This window comes from Conexibacter stalactiti (assembly GCF_033542075.1).
Classification (GTDB): domain Bacteria; phylum Actinomycetota; class Thermoleophilia; order Solirubrobacterales; family Solirubrobacteraceae; genus Conexibacter; species Conexibacter stalactiti.
The window spans coordinates 66,768-90,797 of the sequence record NZ_JAWSTH010000002.1; the positions used below are offsets into that span (position 1 = coordinate 66,768).

At 69.5% G+C, this 24,030-nt stretch carries 23 protein-coding genes; 20 read left to right on the plus strand and 3 right to left on the minus strand.

Features of this window, described 5'->3' with window-relative positions:
• The 12 genes from R7226_RS01555 to R7226_RS01610 all read left to right on the plus strand — a co-directional run bounded on the left by R7226_RS01555 (position 1) and on the right by R7226_RS01610 (position 11,954).
• Positions 1-1,965 (plus strand): vWA domain-containing protein, encoded by a 1,965-nt coding sequence (locus tag R7226_RS01555; RefSeq protein WP_318595265.1) that lies wholly within the window; start codon positions 1-3, stop codon positions 1,963-1,965.
• Positions 1,966-2,224: 259 nt separating this feature from the next.
• Positions 2,225-3,949 carry a hypothetical protein gene (locus R7226_RS01560; protein WP_318595266.1) on the plus strand — a complete coding sequence of 575 codons (1,725 nt, stop codon included), beginning with the start codon at positions 2,225-2,227 and terminating at the stop codon, positions 3,947-3,949.
• Positions 3,950-3,959: 10 nt separating this feature from the next.
• On the plus strand, positions 3,960-4,415 hold the full coding sequence (locus R7226_RS01565) for a hypothetical protein (RefSeq protein ID WP_318595267.1): 456 nt from the start codon (positions 3,960-3,962) through the stop codon (positions 4,413-4,415).
• Between the two features lie 65 nt (positions 4,416-4,480).
• Positions 4,481-5,725, plus strand: a complete 1,245-nt coding sequence (locus tag R7226_RS01570; protein ID WP_318595268.1) for a hypothetical protein — start codon at positions 4,481-4,483, stop codon at positions 5,723-5,725.
• Positions 5,712-6,113 carry a hypothetical protein gene (locus R7226_RS01575; RefSeq protein WP_318595269.1) on the plus strand — a complete coding sequence of 134 codons (402 nt, stop codon included), beginning with the start codon at positions 5,712-5,714 and terminating at the stop codon, positions 6,111-6,113. Before R7226_RS01570 ends, R7226_RS01575 begins: the two co-directional genes overlap by 14 nt.
• Complete coding sequence (locus tag R7226_RS01580) at positions 6,113-7,153, plus strand: PD-(D/E)XK nuclease family protein (RefSeq protein ID WP_318595270.1); 1,041 nt, start codon at positions 6,113-6,115, stop codon at positions 7,151-7,153. Before R7226_RS01575 ends, R7226_RS01580 begins: the two co-directional genes overlap by 1 nt.
• A gap of 44 nt (positions 7,154-7,197) precedes the next feature.
• Positions 7,198-7,866 (plus strand): GAP family protein, encoded by a 669-nt coding sequence (locus R7226_RS01585; protein WP_318595271.1) that lies wholly within the window; start codon positions 7,198-7,200, stop codon positions 7,864-7,866.
• Positions 7,867-8,043: 177 nt separating this feature from the next.
• Positions 8,044-8,499: a hypothetical protein gene (locus R7226_RS01590; RefSeq protein WP_318595272.1), complete on the plus strand. Its 456-nt coding sequence runs from the start codon at positions 8,044-8,046 to the stop codon at positions 8,497-8,499.
• A gap of 532 nt (positions 8,500-9,031) precedes the next feature.
• Positions 9,032-9,634 carry a hypothetical protein gene (locus tag R7226_RS01595; RefSeq protein WP_318595273.1) on the plus strand — a complete coding sequence of 201 codons (603 nt, stop codon included), beginning with the start codon at positions 9,032-9,034 and terminating at the stop codon, positions 9,632-9,634.
• Positions 9,635-9,723: 89 nt separating this feature from the next.
• Positions 9,724-10,314 (plus strand): hypothetical protein, encoded by a 591-nt coding sequence (locus R7226_RS01600; protein ID WP_318595274.1) that lies wholly within the window; start codon positions 9,724-9,726, stop codon positions 10,312-10,314.
• Positions 10,311-11,162, plus strand: coding sequence for an HsdM family class I SAM-dependent methyltransferase (locus R7226_RS01605; RefSeq protein ID WP_318595275.1), 852 nt, complete (start codon positions 10,311-10,313; stop codon positions 11,160-11,162). The genes R7226_RS01600 and R7226_RS01605 overlap by 4 nt, the downstream gene beginning before the upstream one ends.
• 336 nt (positions 11,163-11,498) lie before the next feature.
• Complete coding sequence (locus R7226_RS01610; protein ID WP_318595276.1) at positions 11,499-11,954, plus strand: hypothetical protein; 456 nt, start codon at positions 11,499-11,501, stop codon at positions 11,952-11,954.
• 116 nt (positions 11,955-12,070) lie between these two features.
• On the opposite strand, the gene R7226_RS01615 is transcribed toward R7226_RS01610, so the two are convergent.
• From R7226_RS01615 to R7226_RS01625, 3 genes are all read right to left on the minus strand, one after another.
• Entirely contained in the window at positions 12,071-12,352 is a 282-nt protein-coding gene (locus R7226_RS01615; RefSeq protein ID WP_318595277.1) for a hypothetical protein, read from the minus strand.
• 278 nt (positions 12,353-12,630) lie between these two features.
• Positions 12,631-12,807, minus strand: coding sequence for a hypothetical protein (locus R7226_RS01620; protein ID WP_318595278.1), 177 nt, complete (start codon positions 12,805-12,807; stop codon positions 12,631-12,633).
• Positions 12,808-12,857: 50 nt separating this feature from the next.
• Positions 12,858-13,376, minus strand: coding sequence for a hypothetical protein (locus R7226_RS01625; RefSeq protein ID WP_318595279.1), 519 nt, complete (start codon positions 13,374-13,376; stop codon positions 12,858-12,860).
• Positions 13,377-13,637: 261 nt separating this feature from the next.
• Here R7226_RS01625 and R7226_RS01630 point away from each other — a divergent pair, with 261 nt between their 5' ends.
• The 8 genes from R7226_RS01630 (at position 13,638) to R7226_RS01660 (ending at position 23,998) form a co-directional block, all read left to right on the plus strand.
• Positions 13,638-13,781: a hypothetical protein gene (locus tag R7226_RS01630; protein ID WP_318595280.1), complete on the plus strand. Its 144-nt coding sequence runs from the start codon at positions 13,638-13,640 to the stop codon at positions 13,779-13,781.
• An 87-nt stretch (positions 13,782-13,868) separates the two neighbouring features.
• Complete coding sequence (locus R7226_RS01635; protein WP_318595281.1) at positions 13,869-14,192, plus strand: hypothetical protein; 324 nt, start codon at positions 13,869-13,871, stop codon at positions 14,190-14,192.
• 118 nt (positions 14,193-14,310) lie between these two features.
• A complete protein-coding gene (locus tag R7226_RS01640) occupies positions 14,311-14,718 on the plus strand; it encodes a hypothetical protein (RefSeq protein ID WP_318595282.1) in 408 nt (135 codons plus the stop codon).
• Positions 14,719-14,827: 109 nt separating this feature from the next.
• Complete coding sequence (locus R7226_RS31645; protein WP_404827737.1) at positions 14,828-15,313, plus strand: helix-turn-helix domain-containing protein; 486 nt, start codon at positions 14,828-14,830, stop codon at positions 15,311-15,313.
• A complete protein-coding gene (locus R7226_RS01645; RefSeq protein ID WP_318595283.1) occupies positions 15,310-16,785 on the plus strand; it encodes a S8 family serine peptidase in 1,476 nt (491 codons plus the stop codon). The genes R7226_RS31645 and R7226_RS01645 overlap by 4 nt, the downstream gene beginning before the upstream one ends.
• Positions 16,782-18,380: an Ig-like domain-containing protein gene (locus tag R7226_RS01650; protein ID WP_318595284.1), complete on the plus strand. Its 1,599-nt coding sequence runs from the start codon at positions 16,782-16,784 to the stop codon at positions 18,378-18,380. The genes R7226_RS01645 and R7226_RS01650 overlap by 4 nt, the downstream gene beginning before the upstream one ends.
• A gap of 530 nt (positions 18,381-18,910) precedes the next feature.
• Positions 18,911-20,188, plus strand: coding sequence for a hypothetical protein (locus R7226_RS01655; protein WP_318595285.1), 1,278 nt, complete (start codon positions 18,911-18,913; stop codon positions 20,186-20,188).
• Positions 20,189-20,584: 396 nt separating this feature from the next.
• The gene (locus tag R7226_RS01660; protein WP_318595286.1) at positions 20,585-23,998 is read left to right on the plus strand and encodes a glycosyl hydrolase; all 3,414 of its coding nucleotides are present in this window, start codon (positions 20,585-20,587) and stop codon (positions 23,996-23,998) included.
• The last annotated feature ends 32 nt before the right edge of the window (positions 23,999-24,030 follow it).

Sequence of the window (24,030 nt, forward strand, 5' to 3'; positions counted from 1 at the left end):
ATGACGCTGAGCATGCAGCGCCTCTACCCGGTCTGGGTCCTCATGGGGCCGGGCCTCAGCGCGCCCGGTCACATCGATCTCAGATCCCGCACGGTCTACCTCGACAGCGACGAGCTGTTCGCGACGCTCGAGGACGTCCAGGCCGGCCGGATCGAACGCCGCCGAGTGCTCGTGACGTTCGGCACCGCGATCCACGAGACGTGGCACGCGAAGCACACGAAGACCTGGGTCAAGGAGTACGACGCTGAGCTCCGGGACGACCAGCTCCGAATCGACCGCGAGCTGCTCGAAGAGCCGCGGATGGAGGCCCACGGCGCGCGCGACCATCCGCCGGCCAGCCGCCGCGGCAGATTCGTGCGGGCGGCCGTGAAGGCGACCGTCACCGACGTGCTCGTGCCGCGCTTTCGGTTCCAGCTCGCGCTCGAGGAGCTGGCCTTCGGCGAGCCGACCCGCGACCTCTGCGGTCAAACGGTCGTCTACCTGCTCGCACGCACGCTCTACGGCACCTTCGACCGTGCCGAGCTGGCGCCGTTGGAACCGGTCTGGCGACAGGTCCTCGGCGATGAGGATCTCAAGCGCCTCGAGGCGCTCTTCGCCGAGCTGATCTGGATCCCGGACGGCGAGATCGAACTGCTTGACGCGGCGGCCCGCCGATACCGGGAGATCATCGGCCCGCCGCCGCCACGCCCTGGGCAGAAGCGCAGGAGCGATAGAGGACGAGACGGGGATCCCGAGCAGGACGCTGACGGCGGCGACGGCGACGGCGACGGCGACGGCCAGGCCGGCGGCGACGGCGACGATCAGGCCGACGGCGACGGCCAGGCCGACGGCGACGGCGACGACCAGGCCGACGGCGACGACGACGACCAGGCCGACGGCGACGACCAGGCCGACCGCGACGGCGACGGCGAGAACCAGGCCGACGGCGAGAACCAGGCCGACGGCGACAACCAGGCCGACGGCGACGACCAGGCCGACGGCGACAACCAGGCCGACGGCGACAACCAGGCCGACGGCGACGGCGACTCTCGCGGGAGTGCGCGTGCGACGCTCGGCGATCTGTTGGACGAGGTGCTGAGCAGCGCGCGCGAGAGCCAACTGGAGCAGTTCAACGAGGTGGTCGACCTCGAGGAGCTGCTGCAGGACCCGGCGAGTGCGGCCCGGCCGATTGGACGCGGAAGTGGCACGGGCGCTCCGACGGGGCGGCTGCCAGATCGCGGTGTCGATCGCCCGCCGTGCCCCGACGAGCTCGCGATCGCGCGCCGCTTCGGGACACGTTTGCTGAGAGCGCGCACCTTTGCGCAGAAGCGCATCGACAAGCGCACGCCGGGCGGGCACTTCAACTCGCGCAGCTACATGCGCGGCCGGGCCCAGCGCATGTCCCGCCGGCCTGTGAGTGCACGCCCGTGGGAGCTCCGCCGTGCCGTTCACGCGCCGATCGAGGAGCCGCATGTCGGGCTCGTGATCGACACATCGGGTTCGATGTGGGAGTACGAGTACGCGTTGGGGCCCGTCGCGTGGGAGCTGCAGACCGGGATGCATTGCGCCGGCGGCAAGATGCCGATCGGACTGTTCGGCAACGGCTCGGCGCTGCTCTGCGACGGCAGCGCTCCCATGCCGCAGGTGCCGGGGATCAGAACCGGCGGCGGAACTGCCTTCGCCGGTGACACGATCGAGATGGTCACCGACCTGCTCGACGTCACCAACCCCCGCCGACCGCGCGCGCTCTACATCCTGTCCGACGGCGGCTGGTACGACACCGCGGCCGGCGTCGCGCGGATCCGAGCCCTCGCCGAGCTCGGCGTTCCCACGATTCACATCGCCCTCGGCATCGCGCCACTGAGCGTCGAAGCGAGCCGTGTCTGCGTGATCGACGACCCGGCCGACGTGCTCGACGTGATCGCCGCGGACACCGTCGCTGCCCTCGAGGCGCAGGCCCGGCGACCGCACCGCCAGCGGACCTGACCGTGCCTCCGGCGCGCCCTCTCGCGCGCCCACCGATGACCTTCCCGAAGCGGCCTTCGCGCCGTTCAAGGAGATGAAGACCATGCCCAAGATCAGCAGAGCCGCAAGAACGGCAAGACCCGCGAGCACCACGTCCCGGAGACGAACGAGACGCGGGACGCGGAGAACCCTGACACGCAGAACCACCGTCAGAGCGGCGCCGAGCGGCGGTGTCCAGGCGCTGTTCACGTCGCCGGGCGGCGCGGAGCGGTGCGATCAGGTGATCGAAGCCGTGCCGCTGGCGCAGATCAGACTTGCGCCGAACCCGCGCAAGCGGATATCCGACGACGGCCTGGTCCGGCTGGCGCGCATGATGATGACGGTCGGGCAGAAGATCCCCGCGATCGGCCGGCGGCTCAGTGCGAGCGAAGTGCTGCTCTACGAAGGGCAGCGCCGGTTTCTCTCAGCCGGGCGTAGCGTCGAGCTCGCCGGCAGTGAGGGGTTCGAGGAGCTGAAGCCGATCGGCACGCTCTGCGTGATTCTGCTCGACCACGAGCCGACTCCGCGCGAGATCCGTCAGCTGCAGGCGCACGCCAACGCGCGCGAAGACTTGACGGTGCAGGATCAGCAGGACCAGTTCGACGATGTCTGGAAGGAGCTGGGCGGCCTTCCCGACGAGCAGCGGATCCTCGGCGTCTGCGACGAGCTCGCGCTCCCGCCGGTCGTCGTCCACAACCTCCGCCGGCAATGCACGCTGCCGGAGGAGCTGCGCGGCCGTGTGGCCAAGGAGCCGTCCGGCGATCAGATCTCGATCACGCTCGCCAACCAGCTCGCCGAGATGAACGCGACCGCGCCGGCGCTGACGCAGGCAGTCGGCGACCGCGTCGTCAGCGCCGAGCACGAGCGCCAGGCGCGTGACGACTTCGGCGCGTTCGTCCACCGGACCGTCGTCGAAGGCGATGGCGCGGTCTACGCCCAGCGCATCGACGAGGGCGCCCACCTCGAAGCAGCCCAGCTGCTGGTCGACGCCCGACGTCACCTTGACGACGACGGTCGCGAACGACTCGGCGGCCTCCTCGGCTCCGGCGAGAAGTCCCTCGACACGGTGCTCGAGGAGCTGACGAGAGAGGCGCGGGAGCGAAACGCCCATGTCGTGGTCGACGAACACGTTCGCGACCGCGCCTCGAACGGCAAGTTCGCGTGGACGCTCGATCGGGGCCGCGACTACGCCCGCGGCATCTGGGTCGTCGACCCCGTCTTCATGATCGGACTGATCAACGAGCAGATGCCCAAGGAGACGGTCGCAGGCCAGGACGAGAGCTACTTCGCCGCCGCCGGCGTCTCCGACGAGGATGTGGCGGCCGCTCAGGAGGAGGACCGCAAGGCCCGCGCAAAGGCAAAGAGAGATCGCCACGCGGCCGCCAGCGCCAACCTCGCGCTCGGTCTCGACATCAGCGCGAAGCTGCTGGAGCCGACCGAGGCTCAGGTGCGCGCCGGCTGCGAGTTCCTCATGCGCCTGCTCGCCCGCGACTACGTCGAAGTGATCGCCTTCGGTGCCGGCTGGACCGATCGCGATCGCCAACAGCCAGTCGGCGCGGGCGAGCGGACGGCCCCGCGAAGCCCCGAAGTGATCATCGACGCGGAGCTGACCCGGGCGCTTGAGCATCGCGACCCGGTCCGGGGCCTGCTCAGCCTGCTCGCGCGGTTCGGCGCCGCGTTCGTGCTCGACCCCAACGGCGTCTCGAGCAGCAAGCACCTCGGCGCAGCGCGCACCGCACGGCACCTGAGCGAGGCGCTGCCAGGCGGGCGCAGCCCGATGCGCTCCGCGCTGTGGCAGCTGATGGCGCCGATGCTCAACCCGCACCTGACCGTCGCCAGCCGCGACGCCTTCGTCTTCGACGAGCTCGCCGGGAGCAGTACGGTCGACCTCGCCGAGCGCGCTCGCGAGCGCGACCTTGCCGACGTCGACCTCGGCGACGAGAGCGCCTCGGCCATCGCCGCGTAGGTCAGCGAGCATGGAGATTCACTGCTACAGCTGCGGGCTCGAGATCGGCGAGCGCGCCGCCGAGGTCGAGACCGCGGCCCACAATCTCACCCCGTCGTCGCAGGCGGTGGTGCGGATGCTGCTGGCACAGACGGTCTTCAGCGAGATCCCGCCAGCCAGCTTCTGCACGTTCTGCCTGGGGATGATCACCGCGTTCACCGACCTGTTCGACGCCACCGTGACGGTGCCGCACACCCGGTTTGACCTCCGCACGGCCATCGGCGGCCACAGCTCGACCGCCGAATGGGCGTCGTGCGCCGACTGCGGTGTGACGTTGCGCGAGCCGTGCTCGCACTCGTCGAGCCTGCTTGCGCCCGACGTCCGTCTCCGTCGACGGATGATGCTCCACGCCGCCGCCGTCCGCTACGGCCGCGGCGGCCATACGCGGGTGTTCGCCGAGATGCTCGATCACCGCGACGGCGCCTGAAGGCGGCGCTGGCCGGCCACTCCGCCGGCCCACCCAACTTCCTCTTCCTCAACAGGAGGGACCTGATGATCCAGGCTCGACCTGCTGGCGGTCCTCGCATGGTGCAGACGCACAGCGAGGCCGTCGAGCAGTTCCGCCGGCCGTTCGCCGCCGGTGCGATCGGGTTTCGCATCACCCACCAGCTCGCCGCGGGCGATGCATACCCCGACGGCGCCGTCGTGGTCGTGCCGTACGTGCGTGCTCAGAGCGTGATAGTGCGCCTGAACAGCCTCATTCCGGGCCGCTGGTCGATGCGGTTCGACGAGTTCCAGCTGGACCTCAACCAGATCGGCGGAGGCGCACGCCTCTTCCTCATCTGCAGGCTGACGGTGACCTTGCCGCGCGAAGCCGGCGGCCCCGACGTCGACGTCATGTACGAGGACGTCGGCGAGGCCGGCACCACCGTCCGCCACCCCGTCAAGGCGCTGTACTCCGACGCCCGCAAGCGCGCGGCCGCGGCGGCCGGGATCGGCACGTACCTCTACACCGTCTTGCCGGAGACGACGCTGCCCGCCAACGGCGGGCGCGTCGCGAACGCCATCGACGGCGAGCTCGTGCTGACGTCGACGGCCATTACGGGCCTTCGCGAGCGGTACAGAGAGCAGGTCGCTCGCGCGGCGGTCACCGACGAGCTCGGCGAAGTGCTTCAACACGGCGAGCCCGACGACGGCCCCGCCGATGATCCGGCTCGGAGCGCGACGGCGATGGCGTCTTCGTCAGCTCCGGGGCCCGCCTCGACCGTCGCGTCGACAGACGAGCCGGTGCGGGATCTGGGCGGGGCGGTCTCCGCGCCGACCGACGGCGCGGAGCGCGATCGAGTCGACGGCGACCGCGCCGAAGGCGACTCGCTCGGCGGCTGGGGAAACGGCCGGCCGGTCCCACCGCCGGCGCCAGTCGCGCTGACGCGCGGTGTCGTCGGCGCGGCGCCGACCGGCAGTCCGCAGCAGACGTTCAGCTCGACGGCGATCCTGAGCGCCGACCACCGCGAGACGATTTGTCGCGAAGCCGAGCGAGCGAACCTCAGCGGGAGCGCGCTCGCGAACATCGTGATCGAGGCCAGCGGCAAGCCGACGCTCGACGAGCAGGCAGCAGCTCGCGAGTTCGATTCCGGCCTGCTGAATCGCACGCCCGACACGCTGGTGCCGAAGGTGCTCGCAGCCATCCGGGCCCGCGGGACCGTGGCCGCTGACCGCCCCGCGCCCGCGCAGCTGGTGCTCGCCGGCGACGCCGTCCCACTCGACTTCGGAGCGCTGTCCGATGACGCCGCGTGAGCGGCTCGCCCTGCAGGCGTGGCGCGCCGGCTTCAGCACGAAGACGGTCGCGCTGATCGCCGAGCTGACGGTCCGCCGCCAGTTGGACGGGCTCGACGATCCGCGCATCGAGCAGACGACCACTGCCCTCGAGGTCTGCGCGCAAGCCGGTCTCGATCACGAGGCGATCCTCGAGATCGCCCGCTACAACGTCGGCGCGGCCGTCGGGCCGGAGGATTGGCGCGTGCGCTTCTGGAGCCGGGTCCTCGCAACGGCCAACCGGCGTGCCTCGGCACCGGAGCGGTTCGGCCTCTCGCGGTGCGACCGGCCGATCGTGCCGCCGGCGGTGCTGCCCGACGACCTCGACGGCATCGTCACGCCGGTCTCGTTCGCAAGGGGAGGGACCTGATGTCGATCACCGTCAACGGGAGCGCGCCCGCCGGCGCCGACTCGCCGCAGCCCGCAGCCCGGCCGCCTGCGGCGGCCGGCGGCGGCGGAATCAACGTGCCGCTCCAGCTGCCGCCGCGGCTCGGCGGCCGCCCGATCACGACGCTCTCAGCAAGCTCATACGAGCTGTGGCAGAACTGCGAGGAGAAGTGGCGCCGCCGGTACCTGCTCGGCGAGCGCGAGCCGAAGTCACCGGCGATGTTCCTCGGCATCGCCGTCGACCAGACGCTCGGCTGGCTGCACGAGCAGCAGATCGCAGGCGCCGATCCTGAGCCCGGTGACGTCCTCAAGGCGTATGGGGAGCTGTTCGAGGCCAGCGAGACCGATCGTCGGGAAACGAGGTGGACCGACGACGAGCCGGAGTCCATGATCCGCGCCGCCGGGGTGCGCTGCGTCGAGATCTACCTCGAGCAGATGCTGCCGCTGATCGGGCGGCCGACCGCGACCCAGCGCGAGATCGAGGTGCGACTCCACCCGGCGTGCGAATGGTCGATCAAGGGCTTCATCGACCTCGAGACTGTCCGCGACGAGCCCGTTGACGTCACCGACAAGGGCATCGTCATCCCCGCCGGAGCAAAGGCCCCCAGCGGCCAGCAGGTCATCGCTCGGCGGCCCGAGGGCGAGCCGGCGATCAACGACTACAAGGTGAAGACGAGATTCATCTCGGCAGGCGAGGCCGCCGGCAACGTGCAGTGCGGCATCTACGTGCTCGACCGTCGCCTCCGCGGCGAGCCGCCCGTGCCGTTCGTGTTCGCCAACCTCGTGCGCCCAGGCGGCAATCGCAACGGCTTCGACGGCCGGCTCCAGCTGACCGAACGCACCGACGCGCAGCTGCGCGGCGTGATGGTCCGCTTCGCGCAGATGGCCAACGCGATCGTCGAGCGCGTCGAGCAGTACGGCTACGAGCAGCCGTGGAAGTTCGCCGACCCCAGACAGACCTTTCCATGCCGAAAGCGGTTCTGCAGCTGGGCGGCTAGCTGTCCTGGCTGGTCGGGCCTTTAACCTGAGAAAGCGCGCCGGGCCGGGAACGCGCAGAATTCACCGGCATGTTGAACGGAGTCATCGGCGAGCTGCTCCCTGCGGCCCTGGCGGTCGCGTTGAGCCCGGTCCCCGTCGTTGCCGTCGTGAGCGTGCTCGGCGGTCGCGGCGCCCGCACGTCGGGACTGGCGTTCGCGTGCGGCTGGATCGCCGGCCTGCTGGCGATCGGCGTCGCGGTGGAGCTGCTCGTGGACAGCTTCAGCGATCCCGGCGAGGACGATCCCGGCCTCATCTGGTGGAAGGTCGCGATCGGGATCCTGTTCCTCGTGCTCGCCGCGAAGCAGTGGACCAAGCGGCCCGAGTCCGGCGAACAGCCGCGCGAGCCCGGGTGGATGGCGACGCTCGACGGCGCGGGTCCGGTGCGCGCGGTCGCGCTCGGGGCGATGCTCTCGGCGGCGAACCCGAAGAACCTCGCGCTCACGGTGACCGCGGGAGCGTCGATCGCCGAGGCGGGGCTGGACGCGACCGGCACCGCACTGTCGCTCGCGGTGTTCGCCGCGGTCGGCTCGATCACGGTCGCCGGACCCGTGCTCTTCCACCTCGTGGCGGGCGAGCGCGCCGCGCGGCCGCTCGCCGGCGTCAAGCGGTTCATGGCGGACAACGACGCGGTCATCAAGACGGTCGTCCTGCTGCTGCTCGGCGCGATGCTGCTCGGCGACGGCCTCGCCGGGCTCTGAGGACGGCTCCGCACCCGACGGCGCCCGCCGCCGGCGCCGTACCCTCGCCGAGCTGCTCGACCGCCGGTTCACAGAGCCGACGCTGAGCACGCTCGCCGCAGCGGCGTAGCCGTCGCTCGGCACGGCCGACATGTCGTCGGCCCACCTTCACCAGCTCGTGAAGTGAAAGGAGCAGACATGTCTGCGCCACGTAGTCCGCTGCCGCAGCTCGAGGAAGCGCTGCAGTTGGTCGAGGAGGCCGTGCTGACCGGCAATACCCATCTGCTGCGGCGCGCCAGAGAGTGCCTGGTCGCGATGATCGGGATGGCCAAGCCTGCCCACCCGGCGTCGATTAGCGGCGTTCCGCATCTCTACTGGCCGCCGCGCGGCTTCACCTGGACCGAGACTGCGTCGTCCTACGCCGGCTGGAACGACCGCTTCATCGTCTCGCTCATTGTCGGGTACGGGCCCGACGAGGCCGCGACGGCCGAGGATGCCTGCGCGCTGGCACGCGACCTCGTCGTCGGCGACGGCAGCGACGGCACCCGTTGGTTCGTCCACGACCGCGCGAAGGGCACCGACCTCGTCGTCCACCAAGGCGAGCTGCCGCACGTCCCCGACGGCGCGCCGAACGGTTCGCCCGCGGCGGCGTGAGCCGCCGGCCGGGCCCGTCGGCTCTGACTGTCAGCAGCGCCGGGGGCAGAGGCTCGGCGCTGCCGGTCGCGGATCGCGTGGTGCTCGCCCTGGCGGAGGGCGCCACGCGCGCCCGCGACGTCGCGTACGTCGTGAGATGCGCTGAGCGAACCGCTCGCCGAGTCCTGGCCGGTGAGCTGTGCTGGAAGTACAGCGGCCGCGGGGACTGGACGCTGTCACCCGCCGGCCATCGCCATGCCCGTGAGCTGACGGACCCGCTGCGCCGATCGGATCCGTCGCTGCACCTCCGCGACGCCTGCCGCGTCCTGCTTGGGCTCCCGCGCCAGCCCGCGCCCGAGCCGAAGGCCAGGACCGTCTGCACCCTGTCGTGGCGCTGCGCACGCTGCAGACAGAGCGGGCAGGCAGCCGACGACAGTGATCCGGCCGTGCCGCGTTGTCCGTGCTGCGGCTCTCTCGAACTCGCGTTCGCGCCGCTGCCCAAGCAGCCCTCGTAGGTCGTGCTTTCGCGCGCCCGTGCACGCCACCTGAGTGAATGCTGATCAAGGAGAGCGTGATGCTTGACGAACCGATCGATGTGCTCGATTCATACATCCGCTTTGTCGATGTCGATAAGGCGGCAAACAGCATCTCGGCGTACGGCAGAGCAGACGTGCCGCCGGAGATCGAAGCGCGTGGCCGCCTGGCGGCGAACCTCTGGAGATGCGGATGGCTGCTTGAGTCCGACGACCTTGCCGGCGAGGTCTTCAGGCTCAGCTACACCGAAGAGCCGGGGGCGCCGACCGACGCGACGTATCAGGGCATCTTCTTCTCGGCCTACTTCATCGCTGAGGGGAGCTTCGTGCTCCTGCGGGGCGGCGCGACGACGCAGTACCTGCGCTTCCGCAAGAGACGCGTCGACTTCGAGCGCGGCCACTTGGCATTCGTGCCGGCGGGCCGAACGGGCCGGCTTCGCGGCCACATCGCCGTCGGACTCAAGGACAGAGGCCTCCGGTCGGTCGACGCCGACTTCCTCACCCACGGAGTGCGCCAGGCGGTCGAAGCCTGCGGCATGCAGACGTTCGAGATCCGCACCGAGCTGATCGGGCGCGGCGGGCGACACGTGCGCGCCGCTGGCGACGGCAACCGACCGCGCTGATTCAGCCCGATCCGACGCGCTCGTTCGCGTCGTCGATCACCGCGCGCCACCGCCGCGCCACCGAACCGCCTTTCTGAAGGGAACGCAACATGTTCGACCGTCCGATCCAGGTGCTCGATTCGCACCTCCGCTTTACGAATCTGCTTGACGCCGCCGCGGCACTCGGCGCCATCGGCCGCGCCAGCGTCGACCCGGTGATCGCGAGCCGTGGCCAGCTCGTCGCGAACTTCTGGAGATGCGGCTGGGACGTTACGGCCGCCGACGACGGTGAGTCGTTTCGGCTCCAGTTCACGAGAGCGCCGCTGGAATCCTGGGAGGTGAGCTATGAGGCCCTCCGGGCCGTCGCGCCGTTCGTCGTCAACGGCAGCTTCCTGCTCTTCGCCGGCGACCACCGATCTGTGCAGCAGGTTCGCTTCTCGAACCAAGAGGCAGGCTTCGAGCGCGGCCGGCTCGCGTTCGTCCCGCACGGCCCCGACTCGCTCACGGCAAGGGGCGGCCACGTCGTCATCGGGATCGACGACCACGAGCTGGCTGCGGTCCACGCAACGTGGCTCGCGCGCGAGCTCGTGCCGCTGCTGCTCGATAGGGGCATGGCGCGCTTCGAGGTCCGCGCTGAGCTCGACACACGAGTGGGACGCTCCGTCGAGATCTCCGGGCCGCATGACGGCCGTGCGCGATGAGCCGGCGCCTGCATCTCACGACCCTGCTCGGATTCAGCGGGGAGCGGCACTCGGCTGAGCACGCGCTCGCGTTCCTGTTCCTCCGGCTGCTCGGCACCAGCCTGCCGGGCACGTCCAGTTCCTCCACCGCCTGGGACGGCCTCGCGGATGTCCCAGGTGACTGTCTCGGTTCCGTTCTCGACGAGACGTGCCGCGGTTGCGAGAAGCTCTGGCCGGCGCTGACGGGCTTCTTCGACGGGGTCGAGTTCACCCGCTGCTCGGCGTCCTCGCTTCAGCGATCAGTCGAGCGGGTCGAGCGCGTCGTCGCGTCCTACCCCTCGGCGACCTGCCTGGCTGAGGCGTACCAGACGACGCGCAGCCTGACCACGGCGCAGTGGCAAGGAGCGTTCTTCACGCCGTACTCGCTGGCGCGCGTGCTCGCGCAGGTACAAGAACCGTCGCCGACCGACTGGGTGCTCGACCCTGCCTGCGGCGGCGGCGTCATGCTGGTGGCAGCGCTCGACGTCGCGCGCGAGCTGCACGGGACGACGGCCGCCTTGGCTCTCACGCTGATCGGCGTCGAGCTGGACCCGCGGACGGCGGCGATCGCGCGCGCCAGCCTCGTGCTCGCTGGCGCCCATCCGGACCAGTTCTGGATCGGCTGCGGCAACGCGCTCGCGCAGCCGCTCGTCGGCTTCGATCGGCGTCGCGGTCGCCTCCAGCCCCTGCAGTGCACGCTCTCGCTCGCCAATCCGCCGTTCGGCAGGGCGGCGTCGGTCGGCGCTCGCTTCGAGGGTGGCAAGCCGCTCGTCGTGCCCGACCGGGTTCTCTATCGCCTGATTCCGCGCCGACGAGAGGAGTCTCGGTGACGCCTTCATGCCAGCGGCTCGCCGAGCTGGACGCAGACGAGCTTGTGGCGGCGCTGGTGCGCGAGCGGGCGCCTGAGCTGCTGCGTTTCGCACGTCGATTCGCAAGGTGCGTCGAGGATGCCGAGGACGCGCTCCAAGGCACGTTGGCCGAGCGCCTGGGCCGCCGAGACGGCTGACGTACGGCCGCGATGCGAGGCCCTCGGACCGAAAGTTCCGGGCGAGCGCGACATCGTGAGGCTGGGTGGGTGGGTGGCCGATGCTGTGTCGGGCTCGGGGGTCAGGGGGTCGTTTCGGTTGCCGCTTGCTGGAAGACGGTCGATCACCGAGGATCCCTTCATGACCGCCGGGGAAATCGTTGGAATCTACGCCGCGGTAGCGAGCACGTGTGCTCTGGGTTGGCAGGTGTACTCGTGGAAGCGTTCGAGATCGACACGGGTCGAAGTGCTCGCTGAAATCGGGATGACTGTCGATCCCCCCGAGACGCTTGTCACGGTCACGGTCATCAACAGCAGCGAGCACCCAGTACGCGTCGCGAGTTGCGGGCTCGACCTGCAAGACGGCTCGGAAGGCCAACTGCCGATGATGCACCAGGCTAACGTCGCCGGCACCGTGCCCGGCACTGTCCCCGCGCGTGATGCTGGCACAGGACACTTCTACGTCCAAGAGGTTCAGGCGGCGGGGATCGACCTCGACGCACCTCTCACCGCGTACGCCTGGCTCTCGACTGGCAGACGCCTTACGTCGAGGCCGACGATCTTGAAGCTGCACCCAAGGCGCTCGCGGCCGAGGTGAAGTCGGTCAGTCGCGCGCGGGAGCCGAGCCGATGATCCCGCCGGTCACCGAGAAGAAAGCAACGACGGCATCACTGAGGTCATCGCTGGCCGGGTGGACTTTGGCGTAGTGGAACATCACGTTGCGCCGTCCTCCAGCCAGTCGCCGAGGTACTTCTCTGACTTAGCGTCGTTCGCCGCCAGGACCGCCGTCAGCGCCTCTCTGGCTGCGGGTGCTGCAAGCAGTCTGTCGACCTCTCTCAGGAACCACCTGCGCGTGTTCGAGCTGAAGTCGATCGCCTCGAACTGCGACGCCGTCAGCCAGCGGAACAGCCGTGTGCGCCGAGCGCGAGCCTCGCCCGTCTCGCTGACGGAGTCCTCCAGTTCTGCGACGGCGCGGAGGTGGTCGTTGCTGACCATCGAGAGGACGGCACGAAGCGGGCGATCGGGTCGTCGGCGGGGAACGCCGAGCCGATCTTGAACCGGGCAGTGAGCGCCATCGGCGCATCGTGCCAAGAACCAGTCGCGCGAGCGCCGAAGCGGTAGACCCCGCCGATCGCCGAGCGGACGATGCGGGGAAGTTGGCGGACTTGTCATGGAGTTCACACATCGCTCATGCAGCCTCGCTAGCCTCCGCAGAGCGGCCGCCCCGCCTCGCGTCCGTACTAGGGAGTCTGCGAGGCGGGGCGACTGGCCTGTCACGCCGCTGCCGATGATGCACGTTCGTGCGGGGGCTGTTGGCTAGTGACCTCGCTCAGAGCGGAAAAACAGACCCGCGGGCCCAGGAAATGCCTGTCAGGAAAGCGCAGACGCAGCAGTTCCGTCGTGTCCTTCTGCACGACGACCATCGTCTTGACGGCCTCGACGACGACCATGCGGGTGCCGATGTTGCGGATTGGCACCCGGTGCTGGAACCGCGTGTGTACTACATGAGGTTGCCGACGGTGCCGAGGATCAGTCCTCCGAGAACAAGTACTGCCCCCGTCGCTTGGCGCGTCAACAAGGTTCTCAGCATGGCTCTGTGTTCGGCTTCCCTGCGGGCGATCTCCGCTGCGAGCTGATCAGCTCGCTCGGCAGCCCTCACGTCGACTTCGCGCGCTCGCTCGGTCGCGTCGGCGGCTGCTGCACGTCGGAGGTCCTCGGCGACCATCTCTGACGCCGTCACGGGGTCTGCGCCGAACGCCATGAACTCAGCTGCCGACCGGACCCTAGGTACCGTCGGCAGCGCAGAATCGCCGGAGACGCGGCCCATTCCGTGCTCCTTAGAACTGGGATCTGCCGCGTCAGGGTCTCCACCGGATGTGAGGGATCGAGCCCAGGGGAGCGGCTGGTGGAGTTCTCTGCTCCGGATGGTTGCCAGCTCGATGAAGACGAAGCCGAGGCCGACCAGCTCGAACGACGCGCCCGCGATCGTAAGGATCGTCGCCCAGTCCCATCCGCACATGCGCTGAGCGTCGCACGGCACGCGGAGGCGCTGCGCAGGTTCTGATCGACGTCGCGCATCCGCTCGGACACCGGCACGTCTGCGGCGGGCGGAACCGGCCGAGCAGCGCTTCGCGCCGCTCGGCTCCGGATCGAGCGTGACGGTCTTCCCGCCGCCGCGCGGCGGCGCTGCCAAACGGACCATGCCGGTGGAACTGACCTGCCCGGCTGCGTAAAGACCTACGTCCCCGGCCCCGGCGGCGCCTGGCACATCGTCTTCCAGGTGACGCGCCTGGACGACGGCCAGCTCGGGCTGACGTTCATCGCCGCCGGAGTCGGACACCTCGACGGCGGCCTTCGCCAAGACGTCTATGCGCTCGCACACCATCGCCTCCACGGCAGATGGCCGAAGCGGCGCGACCGCTAGCGCGCGGGAGCGCTGACGAAACTCGAGGGGGTGCTTTTCGCGCCATCTCCGACGAGTCGCCATGTCCTCGACCTGTTCACGGACGGCATGACGTTCTCGGTCCGCAGCGACCTGTTGCCGAGCTGGACGCGCATCGAGCTGCCTACGCCGGCGATCCCGTTCTGGCGCGACGAGGCTGACGGTCAACGCCGTCACGTCCACGAGCTGCTGGTCGGTGCGACGGACGCAGATCGGCACCGCCTCGAGCAGGAACACGCCGCCGCGATCGCGACGATCGCGGCGGCGGCGATGGACGCCTGGCGAACGGGAGATCACGGCGAGGCGAGGCGACTCGCCCACGCCGCCGCTCGATTGAGCGAGGAGATTGTCGGCTTCTGGCCCATCTCCTCCCAGACAGTCGAGCGCAGCTGATGGCGCTCGACGCCGGTCCGAACCAATGCCCACGACCACCGAAGGAGGCCTCGATGCAGAGCCGGCAGGACAGCGATGGAGTCGGCGTCCACCACGGTACGACAAGGAGGGCGCGACGATGAAGACCGCAGGGATCAAGAACGACGACATCGTCCTGGTCGATCGCCGCGGGCGGCAGTTCGAGGCGATCGTCGCGGGCCGCGAACCTGACGGCCGGCGGCTCTCCATCCGACCGCTGCGCCCGGCGGTCTCGTACATGAGCGCCGGCGCCCGGGAGATCATCGGCCACTGGCGCGCGCGGCCTCACGTCTCCACCGGAAGAGTCTCGACGCGGCCGATTCGGGCGGGCGACGTCGTCAAGTTCCGCGTCGGCGACTGCACAGCCTTCGGTACCGTCAGCTCGAAGGATCAGGGCACGCTGAACGTCACCCCGCTGAAGCGATCGGGCGCACCGGTCCCGGTCGCGGCGGGCGACATCGTCCGTCACTACGCGCGTCACGGCCGAGCCCGTGGGCGCGCCGTGTAGAAGAAGGGGCGGCGAGTTTTTGCCGCCCCTTTTTCTGTCTCGAACACGAACCGGCGGTTGCGCCAACGGCGGCTGGTCCGTCGTCGCAGCCCCGCGCGAAGCTCGTGGTGTGGATCGACGAGCAACCGCGCTGCAGATGTCTCGGAGGGGTGCCTCCCGTCGTGAGATCGGAGAACGACTCGGCGTGGCCCCAAGCACGGTACGAGGCTGGCTGACCGATCCCGCCGGATCGCGGGCGCGGCGACGTCGAGCTGGCTATGGGTCACATTGCGAGTGCTGCGGCACCCGCACGAGCGGCAACCGTCCTCGAGCGGCGCGCCGACACTGCCGCCGCTGCGCTGGCGGGCGCTCCCGAAAGTGGGATCGGCAGCTGATCGTCGAAAGGATGCTCGAGTGGCGCCGGCGCTACGGCCGCTGGCCGAACTCGTCCGACTGGCACGCGACGCGTGCTCGCGAGCGCAGCGGCACAGCGTGGGCACGCTGGAGCGGAGACAGATGGCCGCCGGCGAGCACCGTCACCCGCACCTTCGGCCGGTTCTCGATCGGGGTCGACGCCGCGGTTCTCTGGCTTGAAGACCGGCGGCACCAGAAATGAAGGTGTTGAATGGTCAAAAACCATTCAGAGTGGGCACACTGGCACTCATCTTGTCGTTTGGCCGGAGGTCGACGCGCTACCGGCTGACGGCGACGTGTCGGGTTCGTGAGGGCAGGCAGTTGGTCGACGGGGCGAGACTGCGACGGCGGGGATGCGGCTTCAGACGCTGGTGGAATGCGCTGCTCGTCGTCGCTGCGTACGCCCTCCTGGCTCAACCCAGCGCAGCCGAGACCGTCGTCACGTCGCAGGCTCGCAGCACCGTGGCAGAGTTCCTCGTGACAGCGGCTCCGCCGTCGACGATCGGCGCCGTCTGCATGGTCGACACGGGCGTCGAGCTCACGCCGGACACGGCGTCGGTCGCGGCGCGGATCTCGGTCTGGGACGACCTCGTGGGGGACATGAGCCCGACACGTCACGGCACGCTCGTGGCGGCGCTGATCACCGCCGCGCCGAACAGCTGGGGCACGGTCGGCATCTGGCCACCGGCGCGGGTGGTGAGCGTCCGGGCGAACGTCAACGGAGCGGACGAGTTCACGGTGCCGAGCTACTACCACGGACTGCAGCGCTGCGACGAACTCGCCAGCTACTACGGCATCACGGTCGTGCTGATGGCGCTCGGATCCGCCGCGTCACTGACCGAGGAGCAAGCCGCTGCCATGGCAGACAGAGTCGCGAGCGCGCGCAGACGCGGCCTGAACGTCGTCGCCGCTGCGGGCAACAACGGCGGTGGGGCGCTCGAGACGCCCGCGCAGCTGCCGGGGGTGCTGTCGGTCGGCGGGGCCGCCGCCGACGGCTCCCGTTGTGCATTGAGCGCCGTGGGTGCCCGCCTCCAAGCGCCCGGGTGCGGCGTCGATGCGACCGACCCGATCACCGGTGCCGGTGTCGCCTTCGAGGGGACGACTGCTGCCGCCGCCATCACCGCCGGAGCACTCAGCGCGCTTCGCTCGTGGCGTCCGGACCTCGGGCCGGACGCCGCCGAGCAGCTGCTGCTTGCCGGAGCGAGAGCTTCGCCGGCCGGCGCCTACCTGCACGTCGCGGGAGCGTTCCGTGCCGCCGGCCTCGGCGCAGTCGTCGACACCGCCCCGAAGCTCGGTCCAGTGCCACCGCCGACACCGCCATCGCCGCCGGACGACGGCCGCCCCGATCTTGCTCCGCCGGCCGAGCGTCTCGCGCGTCCGAGAGTCGTCGTGCGCCGCACGGCGAGACGACCGCGGCGTCTCGTCGTGAGGTTCAGCAACCTGCCTCACGGGGCGGCGGCAACCGTCGTCTTCTCGGTCCGATCTCGTGGCTCGAGACCGGACCGGATGCGCCGAGTCGGAATCTTGCGGACGAGACGACGCGCCAGCTACGCCGTCGTCAGGTCGCTGCAGGCAATCCGGGCAACCGTCCACTACACCGACCTCGCGCGCAGACGTCCCACGAGCGCGACAACGATCGTGAGGGTTGGGCCAGCGCGGAGAGCACGTCGATGAAGCCACGGTTCGTCGTCTTCGCACTCAGCGGGATCGGCGCGCTCGCGCTGTCCGGCGAAGCGGCGGCCGCCACGTTCGACGTCCACCTCTGCGCGGACTCCGCCGTCACCGCACCTGTCGCCTCCGAAGCGGTCGGGCACAGCTCGCATCCCATCTCGCTCTCGGTGACCAGCTCGTGTCGGGCCAACCCGGCCGCTCAGTTCGACGGACTCGCGGCGGTGGACGTGACCGACGCGCCGAATGCGCCGAGAGGTGCCATCGCCAACTGGATCGTGAACGCGGTCACCGGCACGACGATCGTCTCGGCGAGGTTGCGACGCTACCTTGGCAAGCGCTCCAACAGCTGGGACGTCTGGACGAGAACGGGCAGCGGCGTGACGCTCGACACGTGCGAGATCAGCTCGGCGCTCAGCTGCACGGTCGGCGCGCTGCCGACGGACCCCGCCGCGCTCGAGACCTACAACGGTCTCGATACGACCTCGTTGAGCTGGGGCATCAGCTGCCGCGCGTCGATCGGCGAGTGCACCACCGGCACCTCGCTGCGCAGCGCTTGGGCGATCGTCTACGGCGCGACGTTCACGGTCAGCGATCCTGACCCTCCGCAGCTGTCGCCGCTCGCCGGCGGCTTGGCCGACGGACGCCGTTGGCGAACCGGAACGGAGCAGGCGGAGATCAACGCGAGCGACGCGAGTGGGATCAAGCGCCTGGAGCTGCTCGTCGACAGCGGGGTTGTCTCCGCCGCGAATCAGAGCTGCAGCTATGACCGCATGCGGCCTTGCCCGCGCGACGCGCAGCTGACGACGGCTGTCGATCTGACGAGGTTGGTGGACGGCGCGCATACCGCCGCCGTGCGCGCCACGGACGCGGCGGGGCAAACGTCGACGGCGGCGCCAACGCCGTTCTCGATCGACAATCACGCGCCGGGCGCCCCGATCGGCCTCGGCTTCAGACACCGAGCGGACGGAGCGATCGACGTGGCCTGGGGGAACCCGGAGCAGGGCGCCGGGGCTCCGATCATGGCCGCCCACTACCAGTTCTGCCCGATCGGCTCGTCCACGGCGTGCGTCGGCAGCGGCATCGTCTCGGCTGATCACGTCTCGTCACTGGAGGGCGTCCGTCCACCGGCTGGGAGATCGCCTTGGGACTTACTGGTCTGGCTCCAGGACGAGGCCGGCCATGTCGATCGCGCGGCGGCCGCGCGGGTCCTCGTCGAGCCGGTCCCGACTCAGGCGCCCAGTGGCGGCCGTCCTCCGGGGAGCGGACCGCCGAGAGCCCCGCGCGCCCAGCCCGGGAACCTCGGGCTCCGTGTCCGAAGTGTGGTCCGCCGGCGAGGCAAGGTCCGTGTCGTCGGCACTCTTGACCGGAGATTCAGCGGACGGATCACCGTCGCGGTTCGGAGCACCGCGAAGGGCGCGCCGCTCGCCCGCCGAACGGTCCGAGTTCGAAGAGGCCGCTTCGTCGCCGAACTCGAAATCGGCAGACGGACACTTCGGCCGAGCTGGATCGTGACCGCTCATTTTCGAGGCAGCGCCCTCTACAAGAAGACGACGGTCGTCCAACGCGTTCGACAGATCCAAGGGGGTGGATCCAGGTGAAGCTGCGACAGGAGTACACGATGCTCAGATCTCATCGACGGACACCACGGCTCGCTGAGATCGTCGCGCTCATTGTCGGGGCCGCCCTCGGTTTCGCCGTCGCCGCGCCGCTGGCTGCGGCCGGCACATATGTCGCGCACAGCTGCCACACGCCTTCTGGGGGATGGGCCTCGACTGAGGGGTGGTCCACGGAGGTCTCGGTCGCAGCTCCGCACCTGGCCACGATCTACGAAGACTGCTCGCAGGTGGGAAGAACCCACCCGGCCGGTGCTCTCCGCGCCACGCTGCTCGCCCAGTCCGATGTGAGCAGAGTCGACGATCGGGTGGGGTGGAGCTTCGCGGCGCCCAACGGAACGTCCATCGCCGGCATTCGTGTCGGTCTCTGCGCCGAGGCCGGACCTCTCAGCAGCGGGCGGGTAGCCATCGGACCCGTCGTCAGCGTGACCGATCCTGGAGTGATCGTCCGAGACGGATTCCCGTTCACCGATGGGTTCGGGTGCGGCTCGGCCCCGTGGTGGAAGGCCGACGGAATGAACGGGGCGATCAACTACGTCGACCTCGGCGGGCTGAACACGCCGCGCATGTACTTCATGGCGTGGTGCGTGCGCGAGACGGCCGACGGAAGATGCGAGACGGGGCTCGGCGGCGCCCTCGGCAGAGTCGAGATCGCGGCGGCAGCCGTACGCCTTGGCGACGACCACGCTCCGACGGTTCAGCGCGCGACCGGGACGTTGGCGAGCGGCAGCCCGGTCAGCGGACGGCTCGAGGCGGCGTTCGACGCGGCCGACGTCGGAGGCGGGGTCTACCGAGCGATCGTCGAGGTGAAGATCAACCAGTCAGGAGGCTGGCGGGAGCTCGCAGCCCCGATCCTCGATCGACTCGACGGCCGCTGCGCTCCAGCCGGCGAGACGAGCGATGCGTACGAGTTCCTCCATCCCGTTCCGTGCCCGCGAGTTGTTGCCGACAAGCGCGTCGCGATCGACACGAGCCAGCTGCCCGCCGGCGATCATCTCGTGCGCGCGCGCGTCGAGGACGTGGCGGGCAATCGAACCGACATCGTGCCGCCTCGGATCGTCCACATCGCGGAGCCGGACCGCGGCAGACCGCTCGGCACGACGGTCGTCGAGCCCCCGGCGTCGCGGCCGAACAACGGAGCGGGCGCGAGCGCGAAAGCGCTGGTTCGGCTCCGCGCCGATGAGAAGACCGTTTCGTATCGCAAGCGACTCGACGTGCGCGGCCGCCTCGTCGATGAGAACGACCGAGCGATCGCCGGCGCGACGTTGCAGGTCGACACACGGCGGCTGGTCCCGCGGCGCGGCGCCAAGGGAGCGGCCTGGAAGTCGCTCGGCAAGGTGGCCACTGACAGAGCCGGTCGCTTCACGGCGCGCGTCCCGACCACGACGTCGCGCACGCTCCGCTTCTCCTACAAGGCCAGCGTCGAGCAGGAGGGCTTTACGTCGGCGGCCGAGTTCAACCTGCAGGTCCGCGCCTTCGTGACCGTCAGAGCCGTGCGCGACCGCGTGCGCAACGGCCGCGCCGCGGTCTTCGTCGGTCGCGTCGCCGGCACGCCGCGCGGGGGCGTCCCGCTGTCGTTGCAGGCTTGGGTCACTCGCCGCGGTTGGACGCCGGCACGCACGGAGCAGAAGGACCCCCGCACCGGGCGCAACGGACGCTTCAAGGTTTCCTACCGCTTCGCCCGCACCTTCGATCCAGTCGTCTATCGCTTCCGCGTCGTCGTCGGCGAGGACTCGAGCTTCCCGTTCGTGGGAACGGCGAGCAGACGGCTGAAGGTGGTCGTGCGGCCGTAGGCGTCTGTCGCGAGGGCACGTTAGGCGCGCATCGAGATGCTCCGCCGCCTCACACGCCCCCGCTCCCTCTTGTGAGACACGCTGCGCGTCGACCGGGCAGCTGACGTCAATCCGATCGGCGCTCCGACGAGCGCTGAGGTCGCAAGCTTGCTCGAACCGGCGACGGCCCACTCCTGATCCCGGGCAGGAGACGCAGTGCCACGGCGAGCTGCTTGAGGCGCAGGGTTCCATCGAGTTTCTCTATGGACGGTATTGCGTTGTCGCCGGTGCCTTTCGCTCCCATCCCGACCATAAGATCGCATCATCGCCCATGATCGACCAGCGGTGTCGGTCGGGGCGACAACGGAGTTCAGGAGAGTTCCGAGTGCGCCTAGGTCGCTCGGTGAAGGAGGAGAGATGGCGAAATGCAAGCGAGTGACGCTCGCGATCACCGTGGCAGCGACGCTGGGCGCGGCGACGCCGGCGATGAGTGCGCCGCCGCCCCGAGCGGCGGAGGCCAGTGCGCCGTTCGCGTCGGTCGCGTGGGATCCGCTTAAGAATCCCGGGGCGTTCTTGGCGCCGCCCAACGACGCGCGTCCAAAGATCCGCTGGTGGTGGGCGGCCCCGTATGACACCGACGAGACGCGCAGAGAGCTTGAGGCGATCAAGGCTGCGGGCTTCAGCGGCGCGGAGATCGCGTACGACGCCGCGAGCTGGGCGACCGATGCCCAGCGTGAGAACCTCGGTCTCGCGATTGACTTCGCCAGCAGAAACGACTTCGAAATCGACATGACGGTCGGTGCGAGTTGGCCGGTGGCGACGCCGGCCACGAGAGCGGGCACGGACCTGTCCCAGAAGGAGCTGCAGTACGGGCGCGCGGATGTCGCCGGGGGCGGGATCTTCTCGGGCTCGCTCCCGTATCCGTATGACGATCCCACCAACGCGCGCAACGCGAGACTCGTCGCGGTCACCGCTGCGCGGGTCTCGACGCCCGGACCGCCAGTCCAGCCACCTGCTAGACCCGGCGGAACGATCAACCCGCCGGCGACGTCGACGGTCCTGGATCCCTCCTCGTTGCGGGACATCACCGATCAGGTCTCGGGCGGCAACCTGACGTGGACCGCACCGACCGGCGACTGGATCGTCTTCGCGTTCTGGTCGCGGGACACTGCGCAGGGCGCCAGAGGCGTCGCGAGCCTCTTTGACACTGAGAGCATCAACGCCGCGGCCGGCTATGTGTCTGAGAACCAGATCGGTCCCGCGAACACCGATCCGTTGCGTGCCGTTGGAGGTAGCTTCTTTGAGGACTCGCTCGAGCTGAACGCTACGTCTGCGTACTGGTCGCGCCAGATGCTCAGCGAGTTCAAGAACCGTCGCGGTTACGACCTGACCAAATACCTGCCGCTGATCTTCCGCCAAGGCGAGGCGCTGTACAAGGTCAAGGGCCGCGACGCCGTTCCTGACTTCGATCTCCCTTCGCAGGCCGCCGATCGGGTGCGCGCCGACTATCACGTCCTGCTCGACGATCTGTACGCGGACGAGCACATCGATAAGCTCGCCGACTGGTCGGCCAACTACGACATGCGCTTCCGCACGCAGGCCGCCTACGGTGATTCGCTGAACACCAGTCGCGGGGCGCGAGAGGTTGCCGAGGCGGGCGGTCTGCCCGACGACGAGAGCCTGAACGCCGGTGGTTGGTTCACACCACCCTACGACACTAGCTCGGACGGCTGGTTCCAGTTCATGATGGACCACTACCGCTCGGTCGCCGGCGGCGCGCACCAGGGCGGCGAGAACGAGGTCGGCAACGAGCTCGGCGCCAACCGCGTTCCATTCCAGATGACGCTGCGCAGATACGAGCAGCTCATGAACATCGCATGGGCGACGGGCGTTTCCCGTCCGATCCCGCACGGCTACAACTACCAGGCAACCGGCGCGAGATGGCCGGGCACGAGCCGCTTCAGCAACGGGATCTCCGAGACGTGGAATGCCGACACGTACCCGCAGTGGTCGATGTGGAAGCCGCTCACCGACTATTGGGCACGCGGCACCTACACGCTTATGTCAGGCAGCTCCCGCTCCGACGTCGCGGTCCTCTACGACGGCTTCATTACCTCAGCCGCCGACGGGCAGAACAGAGTCCCGCCAAGAGCGCTCTTCGACACCCGCTCGATGGAGACCCGCGGCTACCAGCTGCAGTACATCGACTCGGATGGCATCGCCCAGCCGGAGGCCCAGGGCAACGGGACACTGTTTCCGAGAGGTCCGGCCTACCGGGCGGTCGTGATCAATCAGAAGGCACTGCGCCCCGACACCGCTGAGGCGCTCGCTGATCAAGTCGAGAAGGGGCTGGCGATCGTGTTCGTCGGCGAACGTCCCAACCGTGCGGCGACGAATCTCAACCCCAAGCAGGCCGACGCACGCGTCGCCAAGGCGATCGAGCGGATGGTGGAGCGCCCCAGCGTCCGCCAGGTCGCACAGCCGTCTGAGGTCGGCGCCGCGCTCCAGGCGATCGGCGTGCGTCCTGACATCGATTGGTCGACGGGCGAGCAGGTCTACGGGCAGCACCGCGAAACCGCCTCCTCCGACATCTACTACATCCACAACCCCACGACCAGAGACGTCGCGTTCTCGCCCGCCTTCAAGGCGACCGGGCGGCCGCAGACGCTCGATCTCTGGACCGGCGAGATCCGTCCGGTGTCGACCTACAGCGCCGAGAGCGGGCGCGTTACGGTGCCGATCAACCTCGAGGCGGGCGAGAACGTCGTCATCGCCTTCCCCAAGGGCAACCTCGACGATTCCATCCACGTCGTCGCATCCGACGCGGAGGCGATCCAGCCCGGCGCCGGGTCGACCGTCGACATCGTCGACACAGGCAGCGGCACGCGGACGCTGAAGCTCAGCAACGGCCACGATCAGACAGCCTCCCTGCCGGCCCTTCCCGCAGCCGTCACGGCGACCAACTGGAAGCTGACCGTCAGACAGGTCGGACCCGAGCCGATCCAGCCGACGATCGAGGTCGATCTCGCAGACCTCACGGATTGGCGATCGATCGACGCGCTCAGATCGGCTGCCGGAATCGGCACCTACGAGACCATCGTCAACCTGCCCGACGACTGGACAGCCGCAGCACGAGGGGCCTACCTCGACCTCGGCAGAGTCGAAGGAGGCTCGGCGCAGGCATATGTGAACGGCACGCTCGCTTCGGCGGCGCCTGTCGCAGCCGACACCATCGACGTCTCGTCACTGCTGCGCTCCGGCGGGAACACAATCAAGGTCGTCTTCGCCTCGACGCTGCGCAACAAGCTGACTGCGGTCGTCGCATCGGGAGCAACCGAGACGACCGGCCTGATCGGGCCGGTGCGTCTGACGCCCTACAACCGCGTCACCGCTGATCTGCGCGTGCCCAGTGAACAGCCAAGACCGCCGGTCGAGCAGCCCAGACCGCCGATCGAGCAGCTCAGACCGCCGATCGCGAGAAGACCTTCGTCGACGGTCACCTCGACGGTTGCGAAGACCGTCCGTCTCAGCGGCTTGCGCAGCAAGGGCCTGCTTGTGCGCGTCGAGCTGCCACAGCGCGCCACGATCACGGTCACGTTGTCCGCGCGACTGCCGGGAGAAAGGCGAGCGACGAACCTCGCGCGGATCCAACGCACAACGACGAATGCCGTGACGGTGCGTATGCGCCTCAAGACGGGCTCGGCCGCCACCCGCAAGCTGCGAGTCGCGCTTCGAGCGCATCGCGCGATCAAGGCGCGCGTCGTGGTCAAGACGACGCTGCCAGGCCGCAAGCCGAAGACCCAGACGATGCCGGTGACGATCCGGCGCTAGCAGCCACCACTCGCAGACGGGCAGGCGCCGAA

Excerpts from the sequence above, each read along its gene's own strand:
- R7226_RS01555 (WP_318595265.1), top strand. The coding sequence starts at position 1 with ATGACGCTGAGCATGCAGCGCCTCTACCCGGTCTGGGTCCTCATGGGG.
- R7226_RS01565 (WP_318595267.1), top strand. The coding sequence starts at position 3,960 with ATGGAGATTCACTGCTACAGCTGCGGGCTCGAGATCGGCGAGCGCGCC.
- R7226_RS01570 (WP_318595268.1), top strand. The coding sequence starts at position 4,481 with ATGATCCAGGCTCGACCTGCTGGCGGTCCTCGCATGGTGCAGACGCAC.
- R7226_RS01575 (WP_318595269.1), top strand. The coding sequence starts at position 5,712 with ATGACGCCGCGTGAGCGGCTCGCCCTGCAGGCGTGGCGCGCCGGCTTC.
- R7226_RS01580 (WP_318595270.1), top strand. The coding sequence starts at position 6,113 with ATGTCGATCACCGTCAACGGGAGCGCGCCCGCCGGCGCCGACTCGCCG.
- R7226_RS01585 (WP_318595271.1), top strand. The coding sequence starts at position 7,198 with ATGTTGAACGGAGTCATCGGCGAGCTGCTCCCTGCGGCCCTGGCGGTC.
- R7226_RS01590 (WP_318595272.1), top strand. The coding sequence starts at position 8,044 with ATGTCTGCGCCACGTAGTCCGCTGCCGCAGCTCGAGGAAGCGCTGCAG.
- R7226_RS01595 (WP_318595273.1), top strand. The coding sequence starts at position 9,032 with ATGCTGATCAAGGAGAGCGTGATGCTTGACGAACCGATCGATGTGCTC.
- R7226_RS01600 (WP_318595274.1), top strand. The coding sequence starts at position 9,724 with ATGTTCGACCGTCCGATCCAGGTGCTCGATTCGCACCTCCGCTTTACG.
- R7226_RS01605 (WP_318595275.1), top strand. The coding sequence starts at position 10,311 with ATGAGCCGGCGCCTGCATCTCACGACCCTGCTCGGATTCAGCGGGGAG.
- R7226_RS01610 (WP_318595276.1), top strand. The coding sequence starts at position 11,499 with ATGACCGCCGGGGAAATCGTTGGAATCTACGCCGCGGTAGCGAGCACG.
- R7226_RS01615 (WP_318595277.1), bottom strand. The coding sequence starts at position 12,352 with ATGGTCAGCAACGACCACCTCCGCGCCGTCGCAGAACTGGAGGACTCC.
- R7226_RS01620 (WP_318595278.1), bottom strand. The coding sequence starts at position 12,807 with ATGGTCGTCGTCGAGGCCGTCAAGACGATGGTCGTCGTGCAGAAGGAC.
- R7226_RS01625 (WP_318595279.1), bottom strand. The coding sequence starts at position 13,376 with ATGTGCGGATGGGACTGGGCGACGATCCTTACGATCGCGGGCGCGTCG.
- R7226_RS01635 (WP_318595281.1), top strand. The coding sequence starts at position 13,869 with ATGACGTTCTCGGTCCGCAGCGACCTGTTGCCGAGCTGGACGCGCATC.
- R7226_RS01640 (WP_318595282.1), top strand. The coding sequence starts at position 14,311 with ATGAAGACCGCAGGGATCAAGAACGACGACATCGTCCTGGTCGATCGC.
- R7226_RS01645 (WP_318595283.1), top strand. The coding sequence starts at position 15,310 with ATGAAGGTGTTGAATGGTCAAAAACCATTCAGAGTGGGCACACTGGCA.
- R7226_RS01650 (WP_318595284.1), top strand. The coding sequence starts at position 16,782 with ATGAAGCCACGGTTCGTCGTCTTCGCACTCAGCGGGATCGGCGCGCTC.
- R7226_RS01655 (WP_318595285.1), top strand. The coding sequence starts at position 18,911 with ATGAACGGGGCGATCAACTACGTCGACCTCGGCGGGCTGAACACGCCG.
- R7226_RS01660 (WP_318595286.1), top strand. The coding sequence starts at position 20,585 with ATGGCGAAATGCAAGCGAGTGACGCTCGCGATCACCGTGGCAGCGACG.